An 11,906-nucleotide genomic window follows, 5' to 3' on the forward strand; every position below is an offset into this window, starting at 1 on the left:
CTTTCAAATAAAATAGTATCCAAATAAATGTGGTCTCCAATAACGTGATGTTTTTGAATTGTATTGTAAAAACCAGGAATTTCAATTTTTGGTAAAGGTTTTAAATGAACGACAACATCAACTCGCCGATTTTTTGAACGCTTTTCCGGAAGATTTTCTACAATGTCATCCTCAATCAAAATTCGCCCTTTACCTTCAATAGTCACAATGATTTTACTTTTGACACCGTTTTCAATGAATTTTTCCTGAATGGCATTTGCCCTTTTTGTGGAAAGCTTAAAATTATAGGCATCTTTTCCAACATCATCAGTGTAACCAAAAATTTGAATATCTTCAATACGAGTAGAATCCGTTTTTTTGATAAAATCTATGGCTTCATTTACTTCTTTTTCATTCAAAGAAAATTTGTCAAATTCAAAATATACAGAATGAACAACTTCTTCCTGTGCCTGAAGAGCAAAGCAAAACAAAATTGGTAAAAACTTCAATAACTTCATTTTAAATTTTTAAAATAGAATTATATTGTGATTTATCGTTTAAAACTTCAATAGATTTTTTAATTTCAAAATTATTTTTGATATAATATTGATATAACCCCTCTTTGTATTGGTATCGTTTAATGATTTCGTCCAAAATTAAATTCTTGATTTCTTTCTGGTTTTTATCGATTAATGTTTCTTCACTTTTTTCCAAAGCGGAAAGCAATTGTTGGTATTCAGTAGCAATAGCAGCATCGACATTTTCTTTCTTAGCTTTTTCTAAAGTGCTTTTCAAAGCCACTTCAGTTTCAGTATCAAATGCTATTTTTTCTCTTTTCAGGAACGCCTTAAAATCATTCAGATCCGTATCAGTCAGGGTTGGAATTTTATCACCAAGTGTAGGATTTTTGTAATAGTAGTAAGTTACATAATTAAAAATTCCATCATTTTTTTGCAAGGCTTCTGCGATGGCACTTGTTTTGGTGTTTTCTAGAACAACATCTGGTAAAATACCACCACCATCATAAACAGTTCTTCCTTTTTTGGTTTTGAAAGCGTTAAAATTCTTTTCTTCTGTTCTAATGGCTTTACCATTTTTATCTTTTTGCGAATAATTCAACGCCTGAATGCATCTTCCTGAAGGGGTGTAATATTTAGAAATGGTTACTTTTACTTGCGTACCATAAGTCAAGTCAATTGGTCGTTGCACCAATCCTTTTCCAAAACTTCTACTTCCAATTACTACAGCTCTGTCTAAATCCTGCAAAGCTCCGGAAACAATTTCGGAAGCTGAAGCACTTTTACCATCAACAATAACCACCAATGGAATTTCAGTATCAATTGGGTCTTTGTTAGTTTTATAAGTATTGTTGTATTTGGAATTCTTCGATTTTGTAGTTACAATGATTTCGTTTTTTGGCACAAAAAGATTGCAAATATTAACGGCTTCATTGAGCAATCCTCCTGGATTTCCACGTAAGTCTAAAACAATTTGTGTAGCACCTTCATCTTTTAGTTTTTCTAATGCTTCTTTAGTTTCATACGAAGCTTTTTGATTAAATTGAGACAATACAATATATCCGGTTTTACCATCAACCATTCCGTAAAAAGGAACAGCTTTTACAGCAACTTCATCCAGAATCAATTGTGTTGACATTGGTTTTCCCTGGCGTAAATAGTTAATTTTAATATTAGTGCCTTTTGCTCCTTTCATCAATTGCGAAGCATCGTCTTTGAAATCAGCCAAAAGCACATCGCCAATTTGAGTAATTTCATCTCCAGCTTTTAAACCTGCTTTGTCTGCCGGAAATCCTTTGTAAGGTTCTTTGATAATGAGCTTGTCTTCTTTTCGGGTAATCATGGCCCCAATACCGGTGTATTCTCCGGTGTTATTTATTTTGAATTTGATAACATCCTGTTCGTTGAAATAATTGGTATACGGATCTAAATCGGCTAACATACTTTTGATGGCTTTGTCCATCAATTCAGCGGGATTTGTATCGTCTACATAGTTTTGATTAATCGTCTTAAAAAGCGTGGTGAAGATTTCAATTTGTTTTGAAATTTCAAAGAAATCATCTTTAAAGCTCACGCCAATTAAGAGAAAAACACTCAAAATTGACGGAATAAAATATCTTTTTTTAACTATTTTGAACATGGTCTTTTCTTTTTACAAGTAAACGAATATAGTAAATAACTTTAGAGATTTTGTGTTATGCTTTTTCTTCTTTAAGAATTTTAACAAACTTTTCAAAAAGTTGGATGGTTTTTTGATTTATTTCCTGATAAGATAACTTTTCATTGGTTTGATAAAAAAACATAAAGCAATATTTAGCATCTGTATTTTCAATTAAAAGAGTTTTATTCAATCGATAAGATTCACGCAGTATGCGCTTGAAATAATTCCTATCAACTGCATTTTTAAAATATTTTTTTGATACCGAAACGCCAATTTTTAGAGGCACATCTTCTTCAAAATCATGTTTTAAATAAACCAAACGCAACGGATATTTACTCACTGATTTGCCTTCGGTAAAAAGTAAATCGATAATTTTTTTGCTTTTGAGTTTTTCAGCTTTTGGATAAGAAAAATCCATTGTTATTTTAAGTAGATATTGTAAACAAATTTCACTTCATTGTATGTGATGTAAAATTGCACCCTGTTGTTTTCTTTTTTCTTGGTAATGATTAAGATATTACACTTTGAAAATTTATTATCTACGCATTCAAAAGGAACAATATTTACGTCATCGTTATCTGTAATTTCACCATAAGCTTTAATTTTGAATGACTGTACCTCAGAAGAATTAATCGTAATCAAATCTTTTTTTGCATCAATGGTTATCAATACTTTAGCATCAACAAAATCAGACCATTCGTTCCATTGACCGTTTTCTTTTTTATCTGTAAAACTTACACTGCTGGCTTGAAAAAGAATTGGCTGAGCCGAAGCAATGCTTCCAAAACTCAAAAAAAGGCAAACGATAAGAAGTTGAATAACTTTCATTTTTCAAAAATTTTATTGTGGTAAATTTACAATTTCTATTCGTAAAAAGACAATCTTTCAGTTGCCTTTCAATTTACTTCACTTCATAAAGATTGTTGTCTCTTTTCACATCGGCCATCAAACCACTTGGGTCAATGGTAATTTTTTTAATCGAAGTTTTTGCTTTTGGAACTTCAAAGAAATAATTTGGATTAGCCCAAGCCCAATCCGACAAAACAGTTCTTTTAATTTCCGGATATGGATTTTCTTTTTCAAAACTCATCATTCGCAACGGAATATAAAAACTCTCTTTTGTGCCATCGGTATATTCAACCAAAACTTCTATTGGCATTGGTATTCTGCCGATTCTTTCTAAAGAAAGAACTGTTCTTTGGACATCGTCAGTTGCACTTTCAACATTTTTAATTCCATAATCTACAGTATTCAAAGTTTGCGTCCAATCGGTTAAATACCAATCTAAATTTGCGCCAGAAACACGTTCTGCAGTTCGTTTAATATCGTTTGGCGTAGGATGTTTGAATTTGAAGTCGTTGTAAAAACGTTTCAAAGTTTTTCTTGTATTTTCTGTGCCAATGATATATTCTAATTGTGAAAGAAATAGTTCGCCTTTCACATAGGAAGCTATGCTGTAACTTCTATTTTCATCATATCGGTCACCATGAGTTGACAATGGTTGTTCTTTGCCCGATTCTACTAGTTTAATATAGGTTTTATAAGAACTTTCAAAAGGATTTTCAGCTTTTTTAACCGAAATTTCATTCATCGCAATATCTTCAATGTAGCTGGTAAATCCTTCGTCCATCCAAGGGTGCTTGGATTCGTTAAACGCTAAAACATGTTGAAACCAGGAATGGCCTAATTCATGAACAGCTGTTCCAACTAAACCATTTAATGATCCGCTTCCTAACATTAGCGTACACATAGCATACTCCATTCCGCCATCGCCGCCTTGAATAAATGAATACTGTTTGTATGGATAATCGCCAACAGTTTTGTTATAAAAATCCATTACAGTAATCATTATCGGCTGAAGACTTTTCCAATTTTCAATAATTTTCGGATTGTTTTTGTACAGGAAATGCAAGTCAACATTGTTTGGTCCTTTGACTACATCGTGAAGATAGTTTTTATCGGCAGCCCAAGTAAAATCGTGAACATTTGGAGCTACAAAGTGCCAAGTTAACGTTTTTGCTTTCGGATCTTTTTTTACAATTTTACCGCTCTCCTCATAGCCAAAACCAATTTCATTTTTGTTTTCTAAATAACCACTTCCACCAAGAATATAATTTTTATCAATAGTAATTTTTACATCAAAATCACCCCAAACACCATGAAACTCCCTAGCAATATAAGGATCAGCATGCCAGCCTTCAAAATCGAATTCGGCCATTTTTGGATACCATTGTGCCATAGAAAATTCAATTCCTTCCGAATTATTTCTGCCAGATCGACGAATTTGAACAGGTACTTGTCCGTCAAAATCCAGAGTCAATGTTGTAGATTTTCCTGGGAGAATTGGTTTAGCTAAAGTCACTTCAAGAATGGTTGAAACTTCTTTAGTACTAGCAGAAACACCATCTTGCTTAAAATTAGATATTTTTAAATAGCCAATTTCATTAGATTGCAGTTTAGCAATTCTACTTTCTTTAATTTCCTTTCCGTCAGCAGCTTTAAGTTTGTTCATAAACCTTGCGTCTGGATCAGCGATTGTTTGAGAACGCATGTCCATTTCACTTCCGGGCTGAAATGCATTATTGAATAAATGATAATAAACACGGCGTAGCGTGTCCGAAGAATTGTTCGTATAAATTAGTTTTTGTTTTCCTTTATATTGATAGTTTTTCACATCCATAGATACTTCCATGGCGTAATCTACTTTTTGCTGCCAATATCCTTTGGATTGTGCAAAACAGGAATTAATACCCAGTAAAATAAATAAAAATAAAAGTTTATTGTTCATGCTGAAACGAAATAAAAAAAGGAAGGTTTTACACTTCCTTATTGATTTATAATTTAGGCGTTTTCTTAATAGCGTTTGACATTTCCTCAGCCATTTTCAAGGCGTTATATGCGTTAACTATTTTACCCGAAATTGATGCGCTAGAAAAAGGAATTTGGATTTTCTTTTCATCAACAATCACTTCAAGATTTAATGCTGTTCCCGATTGCATTAAAATTTGTTTTACCTGAGCCGCTTTTAAATTTGGATAATATTCACGAATTAAAGTAGCAACTCCAGCCGCATTTGGCGAAGCCATTGAAGTTCCTTGAAGGTATTTATATTTATTATCAGGAATGGCAGCATATATTTCTACACCCGGCGCATAAACATCTACATTTCTTTTTCCGTAGTTTGAAAAATTAGCAACTACTTTTTCTCCGTATTCATAATTAAGAGCACCAACCGTTAAAACATTATCTGCAATCTCTTTCCCATCAACATTGTCTGTTGGGAAGTTTGGCTCTGTGTCAATGTCTTTAGAATCATTTCCAGCCGCATGAACAATCAGAACATCTTTACTTGCGGCATATTTTATAGCATCATATACCCATTGAGCGTGAGGAGAATAGTCTTTCCCAAAACTAGTATTAATTACTTTAGCGCCATTGTCAACCGCATAACGAATAGCTAAAGCAATGTCTTTGTCATATTCATCACCATTTGGCACAGCACGAATAGGCATTATTTCTACATTATCTGCAACCCCATCACCACCAAGTCCGTTATCTCTTCCTTGAGCAATAATTCCAGCTACGTGAGTTCCGTGAAGTGAATCTTTACGTTCTTTAGAATACACTTTATTGTTTCCATATTTTTTGTCATTAATGTCTTCTGGATTATCTCCAACCAATTTCCTTGCATTGAAATCTTTGTTAAGATTATAATCTAATTGATCATAAACATAGTCTTGATAAGATTTTAAATCATCATGAAAAGAATCTCCATTTTGACTAGCATAAGCCAACATGATTCGCTTGGCATTATACAAATCGAATTTAACGGAAGGCATATCTTTTAGTTCAGAAACAGTATAGTTATCATTTTTTAGAGTTTCACGTACTGCCTTATCTGCTTTCAGTAAAACATCTAAATTTTCTTTTAAATCTTTTACTTCCGAAAGTTTAGCTGTATAATCAGCTAATGCTTTTTTATAGACTTCAGAACCATCATCGTCTTTTTTCAAAACACGTGTCATTTCAAGATTTTCATTATTTGACTCGCCTAAAAAATTCCATCCGTGAACATCGTCAACAAAACCATTTTTGTCATCATCTTTTCCATTGTTTGGAATCTCTTTTTTATTGGTCCAGATTACGGCTTTTAAGTCTTCGTGATCAATATCAACACCAGAATCTACAACTGCGACAATAACTTTTGTGCTTTTTTTGTTTTTTAAAAATTCAGAGTACACTTTGTCAACGCTCATTCCTGGAATAGAATCTTTTTCTAAATCAAGATGACTCCAGCGTTTAAGTTCTTGATCGGTTAATGGTGCTTTTTTAGCAACTATTTGAGCTGACATGGTCAATGTAAACATTGACAATAAAAGAAATTTTATAAACTTCATTTTTTTAAATTTATTGAATTGGTGTAAAAATAAAATGTTTTTTATAGTTACAGGAAGGATTAACACTATGTTAAGATATCTTCACAGCTGAAAACTTCTTTAATTCTAATGCCTTTTTCGGTGTTCTCAACGGTGATTATTTGATTGTAAGCATCGTGTTCTAACCATAAATAATAATTTTTTTCTACAGCTGCATTAAGAAACTTAGTCTTTTCTGGCAATGTCAAAAGTGGTCTGGTGTCATAACCCATTACATACGGTATTGGCAAATGACCTGCTGTTGGAATCAAATCTGCACAAAAAACAATGGTTTTATCTTGGTATTCAATATGTGGCAACATCATTTTTTCGGTGTGACCATTTACGTAAAAGATACCGAAACCCAACTCGTTTGAAATCCCAAAATCGCTTTCAGGTCTTTTAATAAAATTCAGTTGACCGCTTTCTAGTAAAGGTAAAATATTTTCTGAAAGGAAAGATGCTTTTTCACGAGCATTAGGCTTAATTGCCCATTCCCAATGATTGTCATTAGTCCAAAATTTGGCATTTTTGAACGCCACTTCGTAACCAGTTTTGGTTGCATTCCAATTGACACTTCCGCCGCAATGGTCAAAATGTAAATGCGTCATAAAAACATCGGTAACGTCATTACTATGAAAACCATATTTTGCTAAAGATTTATCTAAAGAATGATTTCCCCATAATGAATAATAACCAAAGAACTTTTCGGATTGCTTATTCCCCATTCCGGTATCAATTAGAATTAATCGATTGCCGTCTTCAATTAGCATGCATCTTGCGGCAATATCAATCATATTATTTTCGTCAGCTGGATTGGTTTTATTCCAAATAGTTTTTGGTACCACTCCAAACATTGCGCCTCCATCAAGCTTAAAATTTCCGGCTTCTATAGGATATATTTTCATTTTTAAATCTTTTCACAAATTTATAGAATTAAAAATCATTTTTTTCCATATCTAAATTCGTTATAAAAATGTTATAGATTATTGAAAAAAAGTATAATTGTAGTAACTTTGCGCTTAATTTAGACAAAATCAAAATAATAAAATGATAAAAGTATCTAATGACGCTAGTAAAAAAATCGTTTCGATGATGCAGGAAGACGGTTTTGATGCTGCCAAAGATTATGTTCGCGTGGGTGTAAAAAGTGGGGGTTGCTCAGGTTTGTCGTATGAACTTAAATTTGATAAAGTACTAGGTGAAAACGACAAAGTTTTTGAAGATAATCACGTAAAAATTGCTGTAGAGAAAAAATCATTCCTTTATTTGGCAGGAACTATTCTAGAGTTCTCAGGCGGATTAAACGGAAAAGGATTTGTATTTAACAATCCGAATGCATCTAGAACTTGTGGTTGCGGGGAATCTTTTTCACTATAAAATTCAAACGAACTAATGGCAAAATATACAGAGGACGATTTAAAAGTTGAACTCGAAAGTAAAGAATATGAATATGGATTTTATACCGATATTGAATCGGATACATTTCCTATTGGCCTTAATGAAGATATAGTTAGAGCCATTTCTTTGAAAAAAGAAGAGCCACAATGGATGACCGATTGGAGAATAGAAGCTTTTCGTGCATGGCAGGAAATGGTTGAACCAAATTGGGCTAATGTTCATTATGAAAAACCAGATTTTCAGGCAATATCTTATTACTCTGCTCCCAAAAAGGTTGATCCAAACAAAACCCTAGATGATGTCGATCCGGAACTTTTAGAAATGTATAAAAAGTTAGGAATCTCATTAGACGAACAGAAAAAGATGAACAATATCGCCATGGATATTGTAGTTGACTCGGTTTCTGTGGCCACAACATTCAAGAAAACGCTAAACGAAAAAGGAATTATTTTCTGCTCCATATCTGAAGCAATTAAAGAGTATCCTGAATTAGTCAGAAAACATTTAGGAACGGTTGTGCCACAAAAAGATAATTTTTATGCCGCTTTAAATTCGGCAGTTTTCTCTGATGGTTCTTTCTGTTATATTCCAAAAGGGGTTAGATGTCCTATGGAATTATCAACATATTTCCGTATCAATCAAGCCGGAACAGGTCAATTTGAAAGAACACTTTTAATTGCTGATGAAGGAAGTTATGTTTCGTATCTTGAAGGATGTACCGCTCCAAGTCGTGATGAAAATCAATTGCACGCTGCAGTTGTTGAACTTATCGCTTTAGACAACGCTGAAATAAAATATTCTACAGTTCAAAACTGGTATCCCGGAAACAAAGAAGGTAAAGGTGGCGTTTTCAATTTCGTAACCAAAAGAGGTTTGTGCGAGAAAAGCGCAAAAATATCTTGGACACAAGTAGAAACTGGTTCAGCCATTACTTGGAAATATCCATCAGTAGTTTTAAAAGGAGATAATTCAATTGGTGAATTTTATTCCATAGCAGTGACCAATAATCATCAACAAGCCGATACTGGAACTAAGATGATCCATTTGGGTAAAAACACCAAATCTACTATCATATCAAAAGGAATTTCAGCTGGTAAATCACAAAACAGCTACAGAGGTTTGGTTCAGATAAGCGCCAGGGCAAGCAATGCTCGTAACTTCTCGCAATGTGATTCCTTGTTAATGGGAAATAATTGTGGAGCACATACGTTTCCGTATATTGAAAGTAAAAATTCATCTGCTATTATCGAACACGAAGCAACGACATCCAAAATTGGTGAAGACCAGGTTTTCTATTGCAATCAGCGTGGCATCCCAACCGAAAAAGCCATCGCGCTTATCGTAAACGGATTCAGTAAAGATGTATTGAATAAATTGCCAATGGAATTTGCTGTGGAAGCGCAAAAATTGTTAGAAATATCATTAGAAGGAAGTGTTGGATAAAAACTTAATGAATCTTAATACCTTATTGGTTAAAATAAAAGAATAAAATGTTAAAAATTAGCAATCTACATGCAAGTGTTGAAGATAAAGAAATATTAAGAGGAATTAATCTCGTGGTTAATGCTGGTGAAGTTCACGCAATCATGGGACCAAATGGCGCCGGAAAAAGCACATTAGCATCAATCATTGCCGGAAATGAAAAATATGAAGTTTCTGAAGGAGAAATTCTTCTAGAAGGTGAAGATATTTCAGATTTAGCTCCCGAAGAGAGAGCACATAAAGGCGTTTTTCTTTCGTTTCAATATCCGGTTGAAATTCCTGGAGTTTCGGTAACGAACTTTATGAAAACAGCTATAAACGAAACCAGAAAAGCAAACGGAAAAGAGGAAATGCCGGCTAATGAAATGCTTAAATTAATTCGTGAAAAATCAGAATTATTAGAAATCGACAGAAAGTTTTTGTCACGTTCGTTAAACGAAGGTTTCTCGGGTGGAGAAAAGAAACGTAATGAAATCTTCCAAATGGCGATGTTAGAACCAAAAATAGCCATTCTTGACGAAACGGATTCTGGTTTGGATATCGATGCGTTGCGAATTGTTGCCAACGGTGTAAACAAACTGAAAAGCAAAGACAATGCTGTTGTTGTAATCACACACTACCAACGTTTATTGGATTATATCATTCCGGATTTCGTTCACGTTTTGATGGATGGAAAAATCGTTAAATCAGGCGGAAAAGAACTGGCTTACGAACTTGAAGAAAAAGGATACGACTGGATTAAAGCGGAAGTGCAATAGTATTCAGTCTCAGTTATCAGTATTTACTGTATTGACTGCGACTGCAAACTGCGACTGCAAACTAAAATTATGGAACTAAAAGATAAATTAATCTCGTCTTTTATGGCGTTCGAAGAGAGCATAGATGTGCATAATGAGTTGCACGACGTTCGCACTTCAGCTATAAAAAACTTTGAAAATAAAGGTTTCCCTACCAAAAAAGAGGAAGCCTGGAAGTATACATCGCTGAATGCTATTCTTAAAAATGATTTTTCAGTCTTTCCAAAACACGAAAATACTGTCGAATTTGCAGCTGTAAAAAAATATTTTCTGCACGAAATCGACACACACAAAGTCATTTTTGTAGATGGAAAATTTTCTTCCTTTTTGTCAGCTACAACTCACGAAGGATTGGATGTTTGTTTGATGTCTTCGGCATTGAACAAACCAAAATACAAAATAGCAATTGAAGAATATTTTAATAAAATTGCCAGCAAAGACGAAAGTTTGACTACGTTAAATACCGCTTTTGCAAATGAAGGCGCGTATATAAATATTCCTAAAAGCAAGGTTGTTGAAAAACCAATCGAAATCATTTATTTTTCTACCGGAGTTGAAAACGCTATGATGTTACAACCAAGAAACTTAGTCATTGTTGGCGAAAATGCACATGTTCAAATCATCGAAAGACATCAATCGTTAAATGAAAACCCGGTGCTCACGAATTCGGTTACTGAAATTTTTGCTGGAAAACGAGCGATTGTCGATTACTATAAAATCCAGAACGATTTGCAATCAGCTAATCTGATTGACAACACTTATATTTCTCAAAAGCAAGAAAGCCGCGTTTCGGTTCATACCTTTTCTTTTGGTGGAAATATCACAAGAAACAATTTGAATTTTTACCATTTTGGAGAAAGAATTGATTCGACTTTAAAAGGAATTACCATTATTGGTGATAAACAACACGTTGATCATTATACTTTGGTGAATCATGCAACACCAAACTGTGAAAGCCACCAAAATTATAAAACCATTTTAGCGGGAAGCTCAACCGGAGTTTTCAACGGAAAGATTTTTGTGGAAAAAGAAGCGCAAAAAACGGATGCTTTTCAGCAAAATAATAACATTTTATTAGGCGACAAAGCAACCATAAACGCAAAACCACAGTTGGAAATTTTTGCAGACGATGTGAAATGTTCCCACGGATGTACCATCGGTCAGTTGGATGAAAACGCCATGTTCTACATGCAACAACGTGGTATTCCCAAAAAAGAAGCTAAAGCATTATTGATGTATGCCTTTACTAATGAAGTGATAGAAAGCATAAAAATACCGGAACTTAAGCAACGTATCACCAAAATCATTGCCACTAAATTGGGAGTGAATTTGGGGTTTGATTTATAAAAGTAAGGTTGTCAAATGGCAGCCTTTTTTACTTTTTTAAACTCTTTACTACTTCCTTCAAAAACCCATTAAAATCAAATTCTTCACTTAATCCCATTCGGACTACAACCATATCTTGACTAGGGAAAATCGCAACCATTTGCCCTTGGTAACCGCTACATCGGTAAAAATCTTTTGGAACATCTGGAAAATCTCCATTGGCATTGAGCCAAAAATGAGCGCCGTATTTTCCGTTGGAACCATTGGTTGGTGTGGCAACATATTTCGCCCAACTCGCATCAAAAAGTTGTTCTCCATTCCAATTGCC

11 protein-coding genes and 1 pseudogene are annotated in these 11,906 nt (G+C 33.9%); 4 read left to right on the plus strand and 8 right to left on the minus strand.

Annotation, left to right across the window (positions count from 1 at the left end):
* From ACOYLP_RS07180 to ACOYLP_RS07210, 7 genes are all read right to left on the minus strand, one after another.
* A partial coding sequence (locus ACOYLP_RS07180; RefSeq protein ID WP_422855504.1) for an OmpA family protein occupies positions 1 to 497 on the minus strand: 497 nt, incomplete at its 3' end.
* Position 498: 1 nt separating this feature from the next.
* Positions 499 to 2,136, minus strand: coding sequence for a S41 family peptidase (locus tag ACOYLP_RS07185; protein ID WP_422855505.1), 1,638 nt, complete (start codon positions 2,134 to 2,136; stop codon positions 499 to 501).
* 55 nt (positions 2,137 to 2,191) lie between these two features.
* A complete protein-coding gene (gene rnpA, locus ACOYLP_RS07190) occupies positions 2,192 to 2,575 on the minus strand; it encodes a ribonuclease P protein component (protein WP_422855506.1) in 384 nt (127 codons plus the stop codon).
* Positions 2,576 to 2,577: 2 nt separating this feature from the next.
* Positions 2,578 to 2,985, minus strand: a complete 408-nt coding sequence (locus ACOYLP_RS07195) for a hypothetical protein (protein ID WP_422855507.1) — start codon at positions 2,983 to 2,985, stop codon at positions 2,578 to 2,580.
* A 73-nt stretch (positions 2,986 to 3,058) separates the two neighbouring features.
* On the minus strand, positions 3,059 to 4,945 hold the full coding sequence (locus tag ACOYLP_RS07200; RefSeq protein ID WP_422855508.1) for a M1 family metallopeptidase: 1,887 nt from the start codon (positions 4,943 to 4,945) through the stop codon (positions 3,059 to 3,061).
* Positions 4,946 to 4,991: 46 nt separating this feature from the next.
* Positions 4,992 to 6,554, minus strand: a complete 1,563-nt coding sequence (locus ACOYLP_RS07205; RefSeq protein ID WP_422855509.1) for a S8 family peptidase — start codon at positions 6,552 to 6,554, stop codon at positions 4,992 to 4,994.
* Positions 6,555 to 6,619: 65 nt separating this feature from the next.
* Positions 6,620 to 7,480, minus strand: coding sequence for an MBL fold metallo-hydrolase (locus tag ACOYLP_RS07210; RefSeq protein WP_422855510.1), 861 nt, complete (start codon positions 7,478 to 7,480; stop codon positions 6,620 to 6,622).
* 142 nt (positions 7,481 to 7,622) lie between these two features.
* Here ACOYLP_RS07210 and ACOYLP_RS07215 point away from each other — a divergent pair, with 142 nt between their 5' ends.
* From ACOYLP_RS07215 to sufD, 4 genes are all read left to right on the plus strand, one after another.
* Positions 7,623 to 7,952: a HesB/IscA family protein gene (locus ACOYLP_RS07215; protein ID WP_422855511.1), complete on the plus strand. Its 330-nt coding sequence runs from the start codon at positions 7,623 to 7,625 to the stop codon at positions 7,950 to 7,952.
* Between the two features lie 15 nt (positions 7,953 to 7,967).
* On the plus strand, positions 7,968 to 9,416 hold the full coding sequence (gene sufB / locus ACOYLP_RS07220; RefSeq protein WP_422855512.1) for a Fe-S cluster assembly protein SufB: 1,449 nt from the start codon (positions 7,968 to 7,970) through the stop codon (positions 9,414 to 9,416).
* Positions 9,417 to 9,463: 47 nt separating this feature from the next.
* Positions 9,464 to 10,213, plus strand: a complete 750-nt coding sequence (sufC, locus tag ACOYLP_RS07225; RefSeq protein WP_422855513.1) for a Fe-S cluster assembly ATPase SufC — start codon at positions 9,464 to 9,466, stop codon at positions 10,211 to 10,213.
* Between the two features lie 69 nt (positions 10,214 to 10,282).
* Positions 10,283 to 11,599 carry a Fe-S cluster assembly protein SufD gene (gene sufD / locus ACOYLP_RS07230; RefSeq protein WP_422855514.1) on the plus strand — a complete coding sequence of 439 codons (1,317 nt, stop codon included), beginning with the start codon at positions 10,283 to 10,285 and terminating at the stop codon, positions 11,597 to 11,599.
* A gap of 28 nt (positions 11,600 to 11,627) precedes the next feature.
* Here sufD and ACOYLP_RS07235 read toward each other — a convergent pair.
* Positions 11,628 to 11,906: pseudogene (locus ACOYLP_RS07235) on the minus strand (serine hydrolase); the annotation flags it as partial.

Source organism: Flavobacterium sp. (assembly GCF_049318325.1).
In the GTDB taxonomy this organism is placed as follows: Bacteria; Bacteroidota; Bacteroidia; order Flavobacteriales; family Flavobacteriaceae; genus Flavobacterium.

What these genes read in the sequence shown, in the direction of transcription:
- ACOYLP_RS07185 (WP_422855505.1), bottom strand. Translation starts at nt 2,136, where the DNA reads ATGTTCAAAATAGTTAAAAAAAGATATTTTATTCCGTCAATTTTGAGT.
- rnpA (WP_422855506.1), bottom strand. Translation starts at nt 2,575, where the DNA reads ATGGATTTTTCTTATCCAAAAGCTGAAAAACTCAAAAGCAAAAAAATT.
- ACOYLP_RS07195 (WP_422855507.1), bottom strand. Translation starts at nt 2,985, where the DNA reads ATGAAAGTTATTCAACTTCTTATCGTTTGCCTTTTTTTGAGTTTTGGA.
- ACOYLP_RS07200 (WP_422855508.1), bottom strand. Translation starts at nt 4,945, where the DNA reads ATGAACAATAAACTTTTATTTTTATTTATTTTACTGGGTATTAATTCC.
- ACOYLP_RS07205 (WP_422855509.1), bottom strand. Translation starts at nt 6,554, where the DNA reads ATGAAGTTTATAAAATTTCTTTTATTGTCAATGTTTACATTGACCATG.
- ACOYLP_RS07210 (WP_422855510.1), bottom strand. Translation starts at nt 7,480, where the DNA reads ATGAAAATATATCCTATAGAAGCCGGAAATTTTAAGCTTGATGGAGGC.
- ACOYLP_RS07215 (WP_422855511.1), top strand. Translation starts at nt 7,623, where the DNA reads ATGATAAAAGTATCTAATGACGCTAGTAAAAAAATCGTTTCGATGATG.
- sufB (WP_422855512.1), top strand. Translation starts at nt 7,968, where the DNA reads ATGGCAAAATATACAGAGGACGATTTAAAAGTTGAACTCGAAAGTAAA.
- sufC (WP_422855513.1), top strand. Translation starts at nt 9,464, where the DNA reads ATGTTAAAAATTAGCAATCTACATGCAAGTGTTGAAGATAAAGAAATA.
- sufD (WP_422855514.1), top strand. Translation starts at nt 10,283, where the DNA reads ATGGAACTAAAAGATAAATTAATCTCGTCTTTTATGGCGTTCGAAGAG.